We start from the raw sequence: 15,970 nt of genomic DNA on the forward strand, positions 1-15,970 counted from the left end.
TCCCGTGTTGCAGATGCCGGGGAGATGGGGCGCGGACGGCCGGCGCCAAGATTGCGCCCAATCCTGTGATGCGCCACTTTGTTATCGGCGCCCGGGATCATCCGGCAAGGGCGGCCGCGATGGATTCCACACTGGCCCCTCCATGGGCCTATGATGCCGCCTCCGCCCCGGACAATGCCGTGCCGTCGATCAGCCTCACGCGCCTGCGTCTGTGCTCCTGGCGCTTCCTGCCGGGCTTCGTGCCGCTGACCCTGCGCTCCGCGCGCCAAGCGGAGCGGGCCCCGGGCTTCCTCGACGGCGCGGTCCTCGGCGAGCCGGCCCGCCTCACCTTCTGGACGCTGACGGCCTGGACGGACGAGGCGACGATGCGGGCCTACATGCTGTCCGGCGTGCACCGGGCGGCGATGCCCCGCCTCCTCGACTGGTGCGACGAGGCGGCGGTGGCGCGCTGGGAGGCGGCGGAGGCCGCCCTCCCCGGCTGGGCGGAGGCCGACCGCCGCCTGCGGGAACTGGGACGCCCCTCGAAGGTCCGCCACCCGAGCCCGGCCCATGCGGGCCTGCGCCACGCGCCGCCGTCCCTGACGCGCGGTGCGAGACTGAGGCCGAGGGGCTGAGCGCTTGTCCCATCTCGTTCCGAGAGGGACAGGGTGAGAGGACCGGTTTCTCCGGAGATGTCGCCCCCCTCACCCGGTCCGCATCCTGCGGACTCGACCTCTCCCGAACGGGAGAGGTGCGGGTTGCCGCTCAGGCCGCGAGCGAACGCAGCACGTAGGGCAGGATGCCGCCGTTGCGGAAGTATTCCAGCTCGTCCAGCGTATCGATCCGGCAGGTCAGCGGCACGTCCTGGCGGGAGCCGTCGGCCGAGGTGATCTCGGCGATCAGGGTCTGGCGCGGCTTGAGGTCGCCCGCGAGGCCCTTGATCGTGACGGTCTCGTCGCCCTTGAGGCCGAGGGAGGCCCAACTCGTCTCACCCTGGAAGACCAGCGGCACCACGCCCATGCCGACGAGGTTCGAGCGGTGGATGCGCTCGAAGCTCTCGGCGATCACGGCGCGGACGCCCAGCAGCTTGGTGCCCTTGGCCGCCCAGTCGCGGGACGAGCCGGTGCCGTATTCCTTGCCCGCGAACACGACGAGCGGCGTGCCGGCCTCGGCGTATTTCTGGGCAGCGTCGTAGATGAACATCCGCTCGCCGGTGGGCTGCAGCAGCGTCCAGCCGCCCTCGACCACGTTGCCGGTCCCGTCCCGCACCATCTGGTTCTTGATGCGGATGTTGGCGAAGGTGCCCCGCATCATCACCTCGTGGTTGCCGCGGCGCGTGCCGTACTGGTTGAAGTCCTGCACGCGCACCTGGTGCTCCTGCAGGTAGGCGCCGGCGGGCGAGGCCGCGCGGATGTTGCCGGCCGGCGAGATGTGGTCCGTCGTGATCGAGTCGAGGAAGAGGCCGAGGATGCGGGCGTCCTCGATGTCGGTGACGGGGGCCGGCACCTTCTGCATGCCCTCGAAATAGGGCGGGTTCTGCACGTAGGTGGAGCCCGAATCCCAGGCGAAGGTCTCGGCCTCGGTCACCTCGACGGCCTTCCAGTAATGGTCGCCGCCGAACACGTCGGCGTAGCGCGACTTGAACAGGGCCGAGCTGATGTTCTTCTCGATGAACGCCTGGACCTCGGACGACGAGGGCCAGATGTCGGCGAGGTAGACGGGCTTGCCGTCCGAGCCGGTGCCGAGCGGGTCCTTGGTGAGGTCGACCTGCATGGAGCCGGCGAGCGCGTAGGCGACGACGAGCGGCGGCGAGGCGAGGTAGTTCGCCCGGACATCCGGGTTCACCCGGCCCTCGAAGTTGCGGTTGCCCGAGAGCACGGCGGCCGCCACCACGTCGTTGTCGTTGATCGCCTTGGAGATCGGCGCCGGAAGCGGGCCCGAATTGCCGATGCAGGTGGTGCAGCCGAAGCCGACGAGGTTGAAGCCGAGCGCGTCGAGCGGCTTCTGCAGGCCGGCGCTCTCCAGGTACTCGGCGACGACCTGGGAGCCGGGCGCGAGCGAGGTCTTCACCCACGGCTTCGAGGTGAGGCCCTTGGCGACCGCGTTGCGGGCCAGGAGCCCCGCGCCGATCATCACGCTCGGGTTCGAGGTGTTGGTGCAACTCGTGATCGCGGCGATCACCACGTCGCCGTGGCCGATGTCGAAGTTCGAGCCCTCGACGGGGTAGCGCTTCGCGATGTCGGCGGCCTTGCGGAACTCGGTCTCCATCGCGCCGGCGAAGCCGGGCTTGGCGGCGTCGAGCAGCACCCGGTCCTGCGGGCGCTTCGGGCCGGCGAGCGAGGGGCGCACGTCGCCCATGTCGAGTTCGAGCGTGTCGGTGAAGACGGGGTCCGGGGTCGAGGCGTCCCGCCACATCCCCTGCGCCTTCGCGTAGGCCTCGACCAGCGCGATGCGCTCGTCCGCGCGGCCGGTCACGCGCAGGAAGTCGATCGTCTTCCGGTCGACGGGGAAGAAGCCGCAGGTGGCGCCGTACTCCGGCGCCATGTTGGAGATCGTGGCGCGGTCGGCCACCGCCATGTCCTCGAGGCCGGGGCCGTAGAATTCCACGAACTTGCCGACGACGCCCTTCTTGCGCAGCATCTGCGTGACGGTGAGCACGAGGTCGGTCGCCGTGGTGCCCTCGGGCAGGCGCCCCGAGAGCTTGAAGCCGACGACCTCGGGGATCAGCATCGAGAGCGGCTGGCCGAGCATGGCGGCCTCCGCCTCGATGCCGCCGACGCCCCAGCCGAGCACGGCGAGGCCGTTGACCATGGTGGTGTGCGAATCCGTGCCGACGAGGCTGTCCGGATAGGCCACCTCCGAGCCGTTCTCCGACCGGGTCCACACGGTCTGCGACAGGTATTCGAGGTTGACCTGGTGGCAGATGCCGGTGCCGGGCGGCACGACGGAGAAATTGTCGAAGGCCGACTGGCCCCACTTGAGGAAGGTGTAGCGCTCGCCGTTGCGCTCGTATTCGAGGGCGACGTTGTCGGCCAGCGCCTTCGGCGTGCCGAACTCGTCGACGATGACCGAATGGTCGACGACGAGGTCGACGGGCACCAGCGGGTTGATCTTCTGCGGGTCGCCGCCGAGCGCCACCATGGCGTCGCGCATGGCCGCGAGATCGACGACCGCGGGCACGCCGGTGAAGTCCTGCATCAGCACGCGGGACGGGCGGAAGGCGATCTCGGTCTCCTCCTTGCCGCGGTTGCCGAGCCACGCCACGGTGGCCTCGATGTCCGCGCGCCGGACGGAGCGGTCGTCCTCGTAGCGGAGCAGGTTCTCGAGGAGCACCTTCATGGAGAAGGGCAGAGCCGCGGCGTCGGCGAGCCCGTTCTTCGAGGCCTCGGGAATCGAGTAGTAGGTGTAGGTCTTGCCCCCGACGTCGAGCGTCTGGCGGGACTTGAAGCTGTCGAGCGATGCCACGGCTTGTCTGATCCTCGCTGGCGTTTGTCGAACACGCGCAGGCATAACCTGCGCCACGAATCAGTGTTCGGCTGAACTCGCGCCGTTGCCGGCGCGCGCCGCCCCGGGGGTGCCCGGGCAGGATGATGCGCGAGGGGCGAATTGGACGCCCGATGGGTCGCGCGGCGCAGCCTGCGGCCCGTATAGAACAGTTCGAAATTCGCCGCTACGGGGCCGTGATGACACCTGCGCGCGGGTGTCCGCGCCCGCTGCCGGCGCCGTCCGCGCGATGATCGCGATCTACGCCGCGGAGGACCGTTCGTGATCGCTCGATCCCGCGCGATCAGGTCTCGCCTCGCGGCGCGCCCCGTGCCATTGGCGGAACCCGGAAAGGCGCCGCGCTCGGCCGCCTCTGGACAGACCGGGTCGGGGATGACCGCGTGATCGCCTCCATCGAGGACAGGTTCCTGCCCACCGTGATCCCGGGCTGACCCCGTGCGCCTCACCGTCACCGGCCTCGCCGTCCGCCGCTCCGGGCGCCGCATCTTCGCGGGCCTCTCCTTCGCCCTCGGCCCCGGCGAGGCGCTGATGGTCACGGGCCGCAATGGGGCCGGCAAGTCGACGCTGCTCGCCGTGCTCGCCGGCCGGCTGAAGCCCGATGCCGGCGAGGTCCTCGTCGCCGAGGTCGGCGAGGCGACACTCCCCGAATGCCTGCACGTCGTCGGCCACCGGGACGGGCTCAAGAGCGCCCTGACGGCGGAGGAGAATCTCGCCTTCGCCCGCGACCTCCTCGGCGATCCGGCCCTCACGCCCGGCGAGGCGCTGGCGGAGCTCGGCCTCGCCCACGCCCTGAAGCTGCCGGTCGCCTACCTCTCGGCGGGGCAGCGACGGCGGGTGGCCCTCGCCCGCCTCCTCGTCTGCCGCCGGCCACTCTGGCTCCTCGACGAGCCGACGGCGGCCCTCGACCTCGCCTCGCAGGGCGTGCTCGCCGCCCTGATGGCCCGCCACCGGGCGGGCGGTGGCCTCGTCGTCGCGGCGACCCATCAGGCGCTCGGCCTCGACGACGCCCAGGAGCTGCGCATCGAGCGCCCTGCCCCCGCTACCGAGGCGGAGGCCTTCGCGTGATCCGCGCCTTCCGCGCCCTCGTCGCCCGCGACCTCACGCTCGCCGCCCGCGTCGGCGGCTCGGGCGCGCTCTCGCTCGTCTTCTTCCTGATGATCGTGGCGCTGGTGCCCTTCGCGCTCGGGCCCGACCTCAACCTCCTGTCGCGGATCGGCCCGGCCATCCTCTGGCTCGCCGCGGTGCTCGCCACCCTCATCGGCCTCGACCGCCTGTTCCAGGCCGACGAGGAGGACGGCTCCCTCGACCTGATGACGGGCGCGCCCGTTCCCCTCGAACTCGTGGTGCTCGCCAAGGTCGCGGCGCACTGGCTCACCACCGGTCTGCCGCTGGCTCTCGCCTCGCCCCTGTTCGGCCTCCTCGTCGCCCTCGACGGCACCGCCATGGCGGCGACCGCGCTGACCCTCCTCGTCGGCACCCCAGCGCTCACCTTCGTCGGTGCGGTCGGAGCCGCGCTCACCGCCTCGATCCGCCGCGGCGGCCTGATCCTCGCCGTGCTCGTTCTGCCGCTGATGATCCCGACCCTGATCTTCGGCGTCTCGGCGGCTCAGTCGGCGCTCAGTGACACCGTGCCCTTCGCGACGCCGCTGACGATCCTCGCGGCCCTCAGCCTGATCGCGGCGGTGGTCGGTACGCTTGCGGCGGCGGCGGCCTTGCGCTGGTCGGAGTGAGGGGGATGCGCCGCTGCCCCGCATTGCCGCCGCACCGCGCCCCGCGCTAAAGCTGCGGCCATGTCGGCCCTCCCCTCGACCTCGCTCTGGACCCGCCTGTCCAATCCCGGCCACTTCCTGCGCTGGTCGGGCGCGGCCGGCCCCTGGCTCGCCGGCCTGTCGGCCCTGACCCTCGGCCTCGGCCTGTACCTGTCCTGGTTCGTCGCCCCGCCGGACTACCAGCAGGGCGAGACGGTGCGGATCATGTTCATCCACGTGCCGGCGGCCTGGCTCGGGGTGTTCTTCTACGGCTCCATGACGCTCTCGGCGATCGGAACGCTCGTCTGGCGCCACCCGCTGGCCGACGTGGCGCAGCGGGCGGCGGCGCCGATCGGGGCGGCCTTCACCCTGATCTGCCTCGTCACCGGCTCGCTCTGGGGCAAGCCGATGTGGGGCACCTACTGGGTCTGGGACGCGCGGCTCACCTCGATGCTCGTCCTGTTCCTGATCTACTGCGGGATCATCGCCCTCTGGCGCACCATGGAGGACCCGAACCGGGCCGCCCGCGCCGTGGCGATCCTGACGCTGGTCGGCGCCGTCAACCTGCCGATCATCAAGTTCTCGGTGAACTGGTGGTCGACGCTCCACCAGCCCGCCTCGATCCTGCGCATGGGCGGCCCGACCATCGACCCCTCGATGCTCTACCCGCTCCTGACCATGATCGCCGCCGCGACGCTCTTGGGCGTGACGCTCCACCTCTACGCGATGCGCACCGAGATCCTGCGGCGGCGCGTGCGGACGCTGACGATCCGCGAGGCCGAGCGGCTCGATGCCGGCGCGCCCGTCCTCGTGCCGGGCCCGGCCGCCGGCTCGACGCCCCTCGGCCAGGCCCTGTGAGGGACGCCATGCTCGGTCTCGGACCCCATGCCGACTTCATCCTCGGCGCCTACGCCTTCAGCGGCCTCGTGATGGCCGGCCTCGTCCTCAACGCGATCCGGGACCGCCGGGCGCAGGAGCGCGCGCTCGCCGATCTGCAGCGCCGGGATCGCCCGTGAGCGAGCCGCAGAATTCCGCCTCGGAGCCGGTGCGCCGCTCGCTCCTCCTGATCATCCCGCTGGTCGCCTTCGTGGTGCTGGCCGGCCTGTTCTTCCTCCGCCTGCGCTCCGGGGTCGACCCGGCCGCGATCCCCTCCGCGCTGATCGGCAAGCCGGTGCCGGCCTTCGAGCTCCCGGGCGTGCCGGGCCTGGAGGCCGAGGGCCGGCCAGTGCCCGGCCTCTCCAGCGCCGACCTCAAGGGCGGCGTGACACTCGTGAATTTCTGGGCCTCGTGGTGCGCGCCCTGCCAGGTCGAGCATCCGATGCTGATGCGCCTCGCCCGGGAGCCCGGCCTGCGCCTCGTGGGCATCGACTACAAGGACGCGCCCGAGAACGGCCGCCGCTTCCTTGCCCGCAACGGGGTGCCCTTCTCGGCGGTCGGGCTCGATGCGAGCGGCCGGGTCGGCATCGATTTCGGCGTCTACGGCGTGCCCGAGACCTTCATCGTCGGGCCGGACGGGATCATCCGCGACAAGCTCGTCGGCATCGTCACGCCCGAGAACCTGAACGCCGTCCTGGCCAAGATCCGGGCGGCGGCCGGGCCCGGCGGCCAGGCCGCAGCGCGCTGACGGCTCAGGCGGCCTCGGCCGGATCCTCGGCGCGGCCGTCCTTGCGCTCGTAACGGCTGAGCAGCGGCGTCTGGGCCAGCGCGAACAGGATCGTCAGCGGCATGATGCCGAAGACCTTGAAGCTCACCCAGAAATCCTCCGTCTGCGTGCGCCAGACCACCTCGTTCAGCGCCGCCAGCGCCAGGAAGAACAGGCCCCAGCGGAAGGTGAGCTTGCGCCAGCCCTCGTCGGTGAGCGCGAACACGCTGTCGAGCACAACCGAGAGCAGCGACTTGCCGAAGACGAGGCCGCCGAGCAGCACGAGGCCGAAGAGCGTGTTCACGATGGTGGGCTTGACCATGATGAAGGTCTTGTCCTGGAGCACCAGGGTCAGCCCGCCGAACACCACCACCACGACGCCCGAGACGAGCGGCATGATCGGCAGGCGCCGCACCAGCGCGTAGTGGATGGTGAGCGCGATCACGGTCGCCGCGATGAACAGGCCGGTCGCCGCGAACAGCTTCTGGTCGGCCGCCACGCCGAAGCGCTCCGCGTAGGCGTTGCCGAGGAAGAACAGCACCAGCGGCCCGAGTTCGAGCGCGAGCTTCGGCAGAGGCGCGAGGTGGCGCTGCGGGGGGACGGATTCGATCTGCATCAACGGGTCCGGCTGCGTGTCGGGCGGGGTCTGAGAGCAGGTTTCTGGCGCCGCCGCGGACCACGATGTAAGCTATGCCCCCGCCGTTTCCTACCGGAGCCGCGCCGACCATGAGTATCCGGATCGTCCACGCGGAGATCGAGGCCCTGCTCGCGGACCTCGCGGCGCGCACCGACCGCGACGGCGCGCCACACCTGTCCAAGGGCGAGGATTTCGCCCGCACCGGCGTGGCGCGGGCGGCCCTCTAAGCCTTCTCCAGCCCCGCGATGGCCCGCGCGAAGTCCCGCGCCGTGAAGGGCTCCAGATCCTCCACGCCCTCGCCGACGCCGATGAAGTGGACCGGCAGGCCGAACTTCGCCGCGAGCGCGATCAGGATGCCGCCGCGGGCCGTACCGTCGAGCTTCGTCATGACGAGGCCGCTGACGGGGGCCGCCTGCGAGAACAGCTCGACCTGGCTGAGCGCGTTCTGGCCGACCGTGGCGTCGAGGACGAGGAGGGTCGCGTGGGGCGCCTCGGCGTCGAGCTTGCGCATCACGCGCACGATCTTCTCCAGTTCCGCCATCAGGCCGGCCTTGTTCTGCAGGCGGCCGGCCGTGTCGATGAGGAGCACGTCGGTGCCCTGGCGCTTGGCATCCTGCAGGGCGTCGAAGGCGAGGCCCGCCGCGTCCGCGCCCTGCGCCCGCGTGACGACGGGCGTGCCGGTCCGCTCGCCCCAGACCTTCAGCTGCTCCACCGCAGCGGCGCGGAAGGTGTCGCCGGCTGCCAGCATCACGCTGCGCCCTTCCGCCTTCAGCTTCGAGGCGAGCTTGCCGATCGTCGTGGTCTTGCCGGCCCCGTTCACCCCGACCATCAGGATAACGAAGGGCTTCCTGTCCGCCTCGATCCGCAGGGGCTCGGCGACGGGGTCGAGCGCCCGCTCCACCTCGGCGGCGAGGATCGCCCGCACCTCATCCGGCGAGATGCCCTTCTCGTAGCGGCCCTTGCCGACGGCCTCGGAGACCCGTGTTGCGGTCTCGACGCCGAAATCGGCCTGGATCAGGGCATCCTCCAGGTCTTCCAGCGTCGTCGCGTCGAGCTTGCGCTTGGTGAAGAGGCCCGTCACCCGGTCCGACAGGGAGGTCGAGGTCCGCTTCATGCCCGCGGTGAGGCGGCCCCACCAGCCGCGCGTCTCCGCCGGCTCGGCGAGGTCGAAATCCTTGGCCGCGTCGGTCGCGAGCGCGGCCGCCGTGTCGACGGGCTGGATGTCCGGATCGGGGGGCGCCGTGCCGAGTTGCAGGGCGGAGGACGCGGGCTCGGCGGGCTCCGGTTCGAAGGCCTGCGCGGTCGTGTCCGCCGGTTCCGCCCCGCGCGCGGGCGCGTCGCCGGCCGTGCCGGCGGGCGGGCGCTCGGTCTCGCCCTCGATCGGCTGAAGGTCCGCGCCCTCGATCTCGTCGGGGACCGCATTCCTGTCCGCGTCCTCCGGAGAGGGCTCGGAGGGCGGCAGCGGCACGTGCTTGACGTCGTCGGCGCCCGTCGCGAAATCGGGCTCGCCCTCCGATGGCGAGGCCGGGGAATCCGGGGCCGGGACCGGCGTTTCCTCGGCGGCCGGCGTGCCTTTGCGCCCGAACAGGCGGCCGAACCAGCCCGGCTTCTCGTCTTGACTCATGCGTCCCTGCTCCCGCAGGCCGGGCTCCCAGAGCCGACCCGCCTCTCGCGTGCCACCGATGATCCTGCCTGACATAGGCGCCCGCCTCCTCTACCGCGATGCCCTGCTGCTCGTCATCGACAAGCCGGCGGGCCTGCCGGTGCATCCGGGCCCGAAGGGCGGCGAGACCCTGACCGACCATCTCGACGCCCTCCGCTTCGGCTTGCCGCGGCGCCCCGAGGTGGTGCACCGGCTCGACCGCGACACCTCGGGATGCCTCGCGCTCGGGCGCCACGCCAAGGCGCTGACCCGCCTCAACCGCCTGTTCGCGACCGCGATGGCCGAGAAGGTCTACTGGGCGCTCGTCGAGGGCGGTCCCGAGGCGGAATCGACGAGCATCGACCTTCCCCTCGCCCGCCGCTCGGACGACCCGCGCAGCTGGTGGATGAAGGCCGACCCGGCCGGCGAGCCGGCGCTGACCCATGTCCGCGTGCTCGGGCGCACGCCGGACCGAGCGCGGAGCTGGCTGGAATTGCGGCCGGTCACCGGGCGCACGCATCAACTGCGCGTCCATTGCGCCGCGTCGGGATTCCCGATCGTCGGGGACGCGATCTACGGCAGCGCTCCGCGGACCGGGTTCCCCGGGCTCCAGCTCCACGCGCGCGCCCTCACCTTGCCGCTCTATCCGAAGAAGGAGCCGGTGCACGCCGAGGCTCCCGTGCCGGAGCATATGCGGGCGGGGCTCGCGGAATGCGGCTGGCGAGCCTGAGGCGACTTCAGCCCGCGATGAGCGTGCGCCCGTCGTGTCCCGCGATCCGCACCGCGCGGATCTCGCCGGGCTCGGCCGTCAGCCGAACGGGAGTGAACGCCTCCGTGCGGCCGGTGCCGCCGCGCTCGGCCAGAACGAGGCGGCTTTCGCCGACCTCCGCGTCGAGGTGGCGCCGCAACGCCGCCGCGCCCACGTCCCGCAATCGCGCGGCACGCTCGCGCACGAGGCCGGGATCGACCGGCGGCATCCGGGCTGCGGGCGTTCCGGGGCGGGGCGAGAAGGGGAAGACGTGCAGGTGCGTGAGGCCGCACGCCTCCACGAGATCGAGGGTCCGGGCAAACTGCGCCTCGGTCTCGGTCGGGAAGCCCGCGATCAGGTCCGCCCCGAACACCGCGCCGGGACGAAGCCGGCGGATGGTCTCACAGAAGCGGATCGCGTCGGCGCGGGCATGGCGGCGCTTCATGCGCTTGAGGACGAGGTCGTCGCCCGCCTGGAGCGAGAGGTGGAGATGCGGCATCAGCCGCGCCTCCTCGGCGAGCGCGGCGACGAGATCCGCGTCGGCCTCGATCGAGTCGATCGAGGAGAGCCGCAGCCGGGCGAGGCCCGGCACGCCGGACAGGATCGCCCGCACGAGTCGGCCGAGCCCCCCGCCCTGAGCCAGGTCGCGGCCGTAGGCAGTGAGATCGACGCCGGTCAGCACCACCTCCCGCCCGCCATGCTCCACGATGCGGGCGACCTGCTCGACGACCGCCGCTTCCGGCACCGAGCGCGAGCGACCCCGCCCGAACGGGATGACGCAGAAGGTGCAGGCATGGTCGCAGCCGTTCTGCACCGGCACGAAGGCGCGGGTGTGCCCGGCGACGCCGGTGATGGCCGTGGGCGCGAGCGCCCGCGCCTCCATGACGGCGCCGGGCGGGGTCGGTTCCCGCCACGCGCGGGGTGCGAGCTTGTCGCTGTTGCCGACGAGGCGGGCGACCTCCGGCATGGCGGCGTAGAGATCGGTCTCGACCTCGGCGCCGCAGCCCGTCACCACGATCTCGGCGTCCGGCCGTTCGCGGGCGACCCGGCGGATCGCCTTGCGCGCCTGCCGGCCGGCCTCCGCCGTCACCGCGCAGGTATTGACGACGACGCGCGATCGCGCCCCCGCCTCGGGGCGGGCCGCCTGCCGCATCACCTCGGACTCGACGATGTTGAGGCGGCAGCCGAAGGTGAGGGTCTCGACGTCCATCAGGATGCCGGCCCGAACAGCTCCGGCGCGAAGCTGCCCTCCCCCTCGAGGAAGACCGGACCCGTCATCAGGACGTGGTCGTCGGCGCGCCACTCGATCACGAGGTCGCCCCCGGGCAAGCTCACGGTGGCGCCCCGCCCGATCATGCGCAGGCGCGAGGCCGCTACCACCGTGGCACAGGCGGCGGTGCCGCAGGCGAGCGTCAGCCCGGCGCCGCGCTCCCAGACCCGGAGCTTGATCGCCTCGCGTCCCGTCACCTGTGCCACCGAGATGTTCGCCCGCTCGGGGAAGATCGGGTGGTTCTCCAGCATCGGCCCGATCCGGGCGAGATCGTAGGTGTCGGGGTCGCGCTCGACGAAGAAGATCGCGTGCGGGTTGCCCATGCTGAGCGCGGCGGGGGAGTGCAGGATCGGATCGTCGATCGGGCCGATCTGCAGCTCGATGCGGCGGGTGTCGGGGAAGGGGTCGCGCAGGGGGATCTCGTCCCAGGCGAGCCGCGGCTGGCCCATGTCGACGGTGAAGGACCGGTCGGCCACCCGCCGCACCTCGACGAGGCCGGCCTTCGTCTCCAGCGTCAGCCGGCCGCTCTCGGCGGGCCGTGCCATGGCGGGATCGTCGAACATGGCGAAGGCGACGCAGCGGGTGCCGTTGCCGCAGGCGCCCGATTCCGAGCCGTCCGTGTTGTAGATCCGCAGGAAGGCATCGGTGCCCGGGGTTGCGGGATCGTGCATCACCATGAGCTGGTCGAAGGCCGAGTGCGGATCGCCCGCGATCGCCCGCGCCTCCTCTGGCCGGACGCGGATGTCCGTGCCGCGCAGGTCGAGGACCACGATCGCGTTGCCCGCGCCGTGCATCTTCAGGAATCTTCGGTTGCTGAGCGCGCTCATGCTGTCCGGCGGTTGGAGGGGCCCGTCCGGGGCCGGGACCGCTATATGGCAAAGTCCGGAACGCCGCGCGACCCCGGCCGGGTGCGGGGCTGCGGTCCGGGTTCCGCGCCGGACGACCCTCGCAGGCGGTCCGCTTCGTCACTAGTTTCCCCGGGCCCTCACCGCCTGGCGCCCGATTCGGCGCGCCGGTCCCCTCGCCGGAGCGACACCGTGACCCGCCTTCGTTCCCTTCTGTCCGCCGGTCTCCTCGCCCTCGCGTCCGGTTCCGGGTTCGCGCAGGAGGCCGCGCCGCCGCCGGCCTCAAACGCGCCCCCGCCCGCGGTGACGAATCCGCTGTCGACCACGACCGTGCCCGACACCGGCAAGCCCGACCCGAACCGGACCACCGCGCCGCAGCCCGAGAAGGCCCTGGCCCCACCGGCCGGCGCGCCCGCTCCCGCCGCCGCGCCCTCACCCCGCAAGGCGCTCGTCGAGACGCCCGGTGACGCCAACGACGTGGATGAGGTCTCGCTGCCGCCGAAGCCCGCCGCGATCCTGTCCGGCAAGGCGAAGTGGGAGGAGGCCGTGCCGAGTCTCAAGGCCGCTTTCGCGCGGATCGAGGCGGAGCTGTCGAAGTCCGGCGTCGTGCCGACGGGCCGTCCGATCGCCGTCTTCGCCAAGACCGACGACGACGGCTTCCAGTACGAGGCGATGGTGCCGGTGGCCGAGATCCCGGCGGCCAAGGGCGCCGAGAAGCGGGCGGACGGCGAGGGCATCCGCTTCGGCACCACGCCGAGCGGCAAGGCCCTGCGTTTCCCGCACAAGGGATCCTACGACGAGATCGACGGCACCTACGAGACGCTGACCGCCTATCTCGACGCGAAGGACATCGTGGTGCAGGACCGCTTCATCGAGGAATACGTCACCGACCTGAACGACCGCGCCGACGAGAAGCTCGACGTGAACATCTACGCGCTGGTGAAGTGAGAGCCGCGCATCCCCCTCGTTGGAACGCCGCGTGAAGAGTGGGGTCGTGCGCGGCGGTACCGCCGCGCTTCTTTCCACAAGCCCTATCGTCGGCCGATCCCCTCAAGGGCAGATGTGGCGTTCCTTGGAACCTCCGCCGCGTCTCGCGGATTCGCGCCTCATGCCCATCGCCCCCGGACATGAGCGCCCCGCCCCGCGCCCCCGCCGTTCCCGCCCGGAGACGCCCCCTGACGATCCCGATCTCGCTGCCCGGGCGCTCGAGATCCATCGCCGGCTCTGCCCGGTCTACGGCTGCCCGATCCCCTACTTCCACAGCCTCGATCCCTTGAGCGAACTCGTCTCCTCGCTGCTCTCGCACCGGACCCGCAACGCCGATTCGGGCCGCGCCTTCAAGGCGTTGCGCGCACGCTACCCGGACTGGGCGCAGGTGCTCGACGCGGAACCCGCCGCGATCGAGGAGACGATCGCCGGGGTGACGTGGCCCGAGCTGAAGGCACCCCGGATCCAGGCGGTGCTGCGGGCGGTCGCGGAGCGGCACGGCGCCCTCAGCCTCGACTTCCTGCGGGAGATGGAGGTCGATGCCGCCCGCACCTGGCTCGAAGCGATCCCCGGCATCGGGCCGAAGACGAGCGCGGCGGTGCTCGCCTTCTCCGTCCTGCGGATGCCGGCACTGCCCGTCGACAGCCACCACCACCGCGTGGCGCAGCGCCTCGGCCTCGTCGGGGCGCGGGTCGATGTCGGGCCCGCCCACCCCGTCCTGCGGGCGCAATTGCCGGCGGATTGGAGCGCGCAGGATCTCTATGACAATCACGAGATCCTGATGCTGCACGGGCAGCAGGTCTGCCACCATCGGAACCCGGCCTGCGGCCGCTGCGTCCTCCTCGATCTCTGCCCGACGGGGCAGGCAAGGCGCGGGGCTGTATGAGGCCCGACCCGCTCCCTTGACCGGTCCGGGCCGCCGGTCCAGAACCGCGCGCCTGCGCGGAGGAGCCGTTCCGACGCGGGATCCGCAAGTCAGGCAAGACGCCGGGAGAGACGCAGCGATGGCCGCGTTCAAGGAACTCGTGTTTTCGGGCGTCCAGCCGACCGGAAACCTGCATCTCGGCAACTATCTCGGCGCCATCAAGCGCTTCGTGGAGATGCAGGAGCGGGCGGATTGCCTCTACTGCGTCGTCGATCTGCACGCGATCACGCTGTGGCAGAACCCGGCCGAGTTGCGGACCCAGATCCGCGAGGTGACGGCGGCCTTCATCGCGGCCGGGATCGACCCGAAGCGCTCCATCGTCTTCAACCAGAGCCAGGTGCCGCAGCACGCGGAGCTTGCCTGGATCTTCAACTGCGTCGCCCGCCTCGGCTGGCTCAACCGCATGACGCAGTTCAAGGACAAGGCCGGCAAGGACCGCGAGAATGCGAGCGTCGGCCTCTACGATTACCCCGTGCTGATGGCGGCCGACATCCTGGCCTACCGGGCGACGCACGTGCCCGTGGGCGAGGACCAGAAGCAGCACCTGGAACTGACCCGCGACATCGCGCAGAAGTTCAACAACGATTTTGCGGCCTCGATCAGCGCCCACGGCCACGGCGAGGGCTTCTTCCCCATCACCGAGCCGCTGATCGGCGGACCGGCCGCCCGCGTGATGTCGCTGCGGGACGGCACCAAGAAGATGTCGAAATCCGATCCCTCGGACTACTCGCGCATCAACCTCACGGACGACGCCGACGCCATCGCCCAGAAGGTGCGCAAGGCCAAGACCGACCCGGAGCCCCTGCCCTCGGAGGCCGCAGGCCTCGCCGGGCGCCCCGAGGCCGACAACCTCGTCGGCATCTTCGCGGCGCTGAAGGGCTCGACCCGCGAGGCGGTGCTCACCGAGTACGGCGGCGCCCAGTTCTCGGCCTTCAAGGGCGCGCTGGTGGAACTCGCCGTCGAGTCGCTGGCGCCGCTCAGCGCCGAGATGAAGCGGCTCGTGGCCGACCCGGCCCATATCGACGCGATCCTCGCCGACGGCGCGGAGCGCGCCGCGGCGATCGCGGCCCCGACGCTCGACGCGGTCAAGGATATCGTCGGCTTCGTGCGGCGGAGCGCGCGCTGAGACTGCCCCCGCGCTGCGCGGCGCGGACGAACGCATTGAGCGGGGAGAGCGCAGGCGCCCTCCCCCTTCGGGCGAGGAAGCGCGGCGCGCCGGATCGCGCCAGCGCGCAAGAGCGGGCGGGCGCTTACGCCTCGCCGCGGGCGACCATATCCTCGTACTGGGAGACCTCCAGGCGGCCCTCCTTCGCCACCCGCGCCCGGTCCTCGTCGCTGATGACGTCGTGGGCGAGGTCGAGGCGCTTCCAGGCGGCGAGCGGGGTCTCCCGGTCGGGCCGGGGCACGTACTTGTTCTGGCCGAGTTTCTGGTACTTGTGGATGTAGCGCGGGCAGTTGACCCAGATCTTGGTCACGTCGACGCGCACGAGGTACTTGGCCTCGGTGTACTCGGCCATCAGGGGATCGTCGCGCAGCAGGCGCGCGTGGCCCTGCACCCGGACCCGGTGCGGCGTCTCGAAATCGATGAAGAGCAGGCCGACCTTCGCCTGACCCTCGATGTTGCCCATCGAGTAGAACATGCCGTTGCCGTCGAAGCCGGGGAAGACGAGGGTGCTCTCGCCGGTCACCTTCACGAAGCCCGGGCTGCCGCCCTTGTAGGAGACGGTCGGCATGCCGTCCGGATCGACGGTGGAGAGGAAGAACATGTCTCGACTGCCGATGAAGGCGGCTTCGTCCTCCCGGATGGTCTCGTGGACCCAATCCGTGTCGAGTCGATCGGCGAGCTTCACCGTCCCGAACTCTTCCTGCAGCGCGCGGTGCGCGTCGAAATAGAGCGATGCCATGCGTCTCCTCCGCGGCGGCCTTCTCCGCGGGCCGCCGGCGGGCGCATGATTCCCGCAATTCGAGCGTGGCCGCAACTCCCGCGACGGCGGGCGCCGCTGCCGTCTCGGTCACCTGCGCGGGCGTGCCGCCCATGAACGC

17 protein-coding genes are annotated in these 15,970 nt (G+C 71.5%); 11 read left to right on the forward strand and 6 right to left on the reverse strand.

The features are described from left to right. Window positions 1–119 precede the first annotated feature (119 nt). Window positions 120–614, forward strand: a complete 495-nt coding sequence (locus tag DK389_RS30710; RefSeq protein WP_210206715.1) for a DUF3291 domain-containing protein — start codon at window positions 120–122, stop codon at window positions 612–614. Window positions 615–744: 130 nt separating this feature from the next. Here the strand turns inward: DK389_RS30710 and acnA are convergent, their stop codons facing one another. After that, a complete protein-coding gene (gene acnA / locus DK389_RS30715; RefSeq protein ID WP_109895478.1) occupies window positions 745–3,444 on the reverse strand; it encodes an aconitate hydratase AcnA in 2,700 nt (899 codons plus the stop codon). Window positions 3,445–3,918: 474 nt separating this feature from the next. Here acnA and ccmA point away from each other — a divergent pair, with 474 nt between their 5' ends. Genes ccmA through DK389_RS30740 form a run of 5 tightly spaced genes read left to right on the forward strand, consistent with a single transcriptional unit; the run spans window position 3,919 to window position 6,855 of the window. Continuing rightward, window positions 3,919–4,548, forward strand: a complete 630-nt coding sequence (gene ccmA, locus DK389_RS30720) for a heme ABC exporter ATP-binding protein CcmA (RefSeq protein WP_109895480.1) — start codon at window positions 3,919–3,921, stop codon at window positions 4,546–4,548. Then, the gene (gene ccmB, locus DK389_RS30725; protein WP_109895482.1) at window positions 4,545–5,213 is read left to right on the forward strand and encodes a heme exporter protein CcmB; all 669 of its coding nucleotides are present in this window, start codon (window positions 4,545–4,547) and stop codon (window positions 5,211–5,213) included. The genes ccmA and ccmB overlap by 4 nt, the downstream gene beginning before the upstream one ends. A gap of 60 nt (window positions 5,214–5,273) precedes the next feature. Beyond that, the gene (locus DK389_RS30730) at window positions 5,274–6,089 is read left to right on the forward strand and encodes a heme ABC transporter permease (RefSeq protein ID WP_109895484.1); all 816 of its coding nucleotides are present in this window, start codon (window positions 5,274–5,276) and stop codon (window positions 6,087–6,089) included. Between the two features lie 8 nt (window positions 6,090–6,097). After that, on the forward strand, window positions 6,098–6,247 hold the full coding sequence (gene ccmD / locus DK389_RS30735; RefSeq protein ID WP_109895486.1) for a heme exporter protein CcmD: 150 nt from the start codon (window positions 6,098–6,100) through the stop codon (window positions 6,245–6,247). Then, window positions 6,244–6,855 carry a DsbE family thiol:disulfide interchange protein gene (locus tag DK389_RS30740; protein WP_109895488.1) on the forward strand — a complete coding sequence of 204 codons (612 nt, stop codon included), beginning with the start codon at window positions 6,244–6,246 and terminating at the stop codon, window positions 6,853–6,855. The genes ccmD and DK389_RS30740 overlap by 4 nt, the downstream gene beginning before the upstream one ends. Before the next feature lie 4 nt (window positions 6,856–6,859). Here the strand turns inward: DK389_RS30740 and DK389_RS30745 are convergent, their stop codons facing one another. Further along, window positions 6,860–7,489: a septation protein A gene (locus DK389_RS30745; RefSeq protein WP_109895490.1), complete on the reverse strand. Its 630-nt coding sequence runs from the start codon at window positions 7,487–7,489 to the stop codon at window positions 6,860–6,862. Window positions 7,490–7,599: 110 nt separating this feature from the next. Between DK389_RS30745 and DK389_RS33285 the strand changes: the two genes are divergently transcribed. Then, a complete protein-coding gene (locus DK389_RS33285) occupies window positions 7,600–7,737 on the forward strand; it encodes a hypothetical protein (RefSeq protein ID WP_162560977.1) in 138 nt (45 codons plus the stop codon). Here the strand turns inward: DK389_RS33285 and ftsY are convergent. Beyond that, window positions 7,734–9,134 (reverse strand): signal recognition particle-docking protein FtsY, encoded by a 1,401-nt coding sequence (ftsY, locus tag DK389_RS30750; RefSeq protein ID WP_109895492.1) that lies wholly within the window; start codon window positions 9,132–9,134, stop codon window positions 7,734–7,736. The two genes, DK389_RS33285 and ftsY, sit on opposite strands and share 4 nt — an antisense overlap. Window positions 9,135–9,192: 58 nt before the next feature. Here ftsY and DK389_RS30755 point away from each other — a divergent pair, with 58 nt between their 5' ends. Next, on the forward strand, window positions 9,193–9,882 hold the full coding sequence (locus DK389_RS30755; protein ID WP_109895494.1) for an RluA family pseudouridine synthase: 690 nt from the start codon (window positions 9,193–9,195) through the stop codon (window positions 9,880–9,882). Between the two features lie 7 nt (window positions 9,883–9,889). Here DK389_RS30755 and mtaB read toward each other — a convergent pair whose 3' ends face one another. Together mtaB and dapF are read right to left on the reverse strand one after the other, a co-directional pair. Continuing rightward, entirely contained in the window at window positions 9,890–11,110 is a 1,221-nt protein-coding gene (mtaB, locus tag DK389_RS30760) for a tRNA (N(6)-L-threonylcarbamoyladenosine(37)-C(2))-methylthiotransferase MtaB (protein ID WP_109895496.1), read from the reverse strand. After that, the gene (dapF, locus tag DK389_RS30765) at window positions 11,110–11,997 is read right to left on the reverse strand and encodes a diaminopimelate epimerase (protein ID WP_109895498.1); all 888 of its coding nucleotides are present in this window, start codon (window positions 11,995–11,997) and stop codon (window positions 11,110–11,112) included. The genes mtaB and dapF overlap by 1 nt, the downstream gene beginning before the upstream one ends. A gap of 210 nt (window positions 11,998–12,207) precedes the next feature. On the opposite strand from dapF, the gene DK389_RS30770 reads away from it, so the two are divergent. The 3 genes from DK389_RS30770 (at window position 12,208) to trpS (ending at window position 15,053) form a co-directional block, all read left to right on the forward strand. Beyond that, complete coding sequence (locus DK389_RS30770; protein ID WP_109895500.1) at window positions 12,208–12,963, forward strand: GyrI-like domain-containing protein; 756 nt, start codon at window positions 12,208–12,210, stop codon at window positions 12,961–12,963. A gap of 160 nt (window positions 12,964–13,123) precedes the next feature. Then, window positions 13,124–13,888, forward strand: coding sequence for an endonuclease III domain-containing protein (locus DK389_RS30775; protein ID WP_109895502.1), 765 nt, complete (start codon window positions 13,124–13,126; stop codon window positions 13,886–13,888). Between the two features lie 118 nt (window positions 13,889–14,006). Then, window positions 14,007–15,053, forward strand: a complete 1,047-nt coding sequence (gene trpS, locus DK389_RS30780; protein WP_109895504.1) for a tryptophan--tRNA ligase — start codon at window positions 14,007–14,009, stop codon at window positions 15,051–15,053. Window positions 15,054–15,177: 124 nt separating this feature from the next. On the opposite strand, the gene DK389_RS30785 is transcribed toward trpS, so the two are convergent. Next, window positions 15,178–15,831: a pyridoxamine 5'-phosphate oxidase family protein gene (locus DK389_RS30785; RefSeq protein WP_109895506.1), complete on the reverse strand. Its 654-nt coding sequence runs from the start codon at window positions 15,829–15,831 to the stop codon at window positions 15,178–15,180. Between the last annotated feature and the right edge of the window lie 139 nt (window positions 15,832–15,970).

Origin of the sequence: Methylobacterium durans (assembly GCF_003173715.1) — a bacterium.
In the GTDB taxonomy this organism is placed as follows: Bacteria; Pseudomonadota; Alphaproteobacteria; order Rhizobiales; family Beijerinckiaceae; genus Methylobacterium; species Methylobacterium durans.

Coding starts and splice junctions, on each gene's coding strand:
- DK389_RS30710 (WP_210206715.1), top strand. CDS start 120: ATGGATTCCACACTGGCCCCTCCATGGGCCTATGATGCCGCCTCCGCC.
- DK389_RS30730 (WP_109895484.1), top strand. CDS start 5,274: ATGTCGGCCCTCCCCTCGACCTCGCTCTGGACCCGCCTGTCCAATCCC.
- ccmD (WP_109895486.1), top strand. CDS start 6,098: ATGCTCGGTCTCGGACCCCATGCCGACTTCATCCTCGGCGCCTACGCC.
- DK389_RS30745 (WP_109895490.1), bottom strand. CDS start 7,489: ATGCAGATCGAATCCGTCCCCCCGCAGCGCCACCTCGCGCCTCTGCCG.
- DK389_RS33285 (WP_162560977.1), top strand. CDS start 7,600: ATGAGTATCCGGATCGTCCACGCGGAGATCGAGGCCCTGCTCGCGGAC.
- ftsY (WP_109895492.1), bottom strand. CDS start 9,134: ATGAGTCAAGACGAGAAGCCGGGCTGGTTCGGCCGCCTGTTCGGGCGC.
- DK389_RS30755 (WP_109895494.1), top strand. CDS start 9,193: ATGATCCTGCCTGACATAGGCGCCCGCCTCCTCTACCGCGATGCCCTG.
- mtaB (WP_109895496.1), bottom strand. CDS start 11,110: ATGGACGTCGAGACCCTCACCTTCGGCTGCCGCCTCAACATCGTCGAG.
- dapF (WP_109895498.1), bottom strand. CDS start 11,997: ATGAGCGCGCTCAGCAACCGAAGATTCCTGAAGATGCACGGCGCGGGC.
- DK389_RS30775 (WP_109895502.1), top strand. CDS start 13,124: ATGCCCATCGCCCCCGGACATGAGCGCCCCGCCCCGCGCCCCCGCCGT.
- trpS (WP_109895504.1), top strand. CDS start 14,007: ATGGCCGCGTTCAAGGAACTCGTGTTTTCGGGCGTCCAGCCGACCGGA.
- DK389_RS30785 (WP_109895506.1), bottom strand. CDS start 15,831: ATGGCATCGCTCTATTTCGACGCGCACCGCGCGCTGCAGGAAGAGTTC.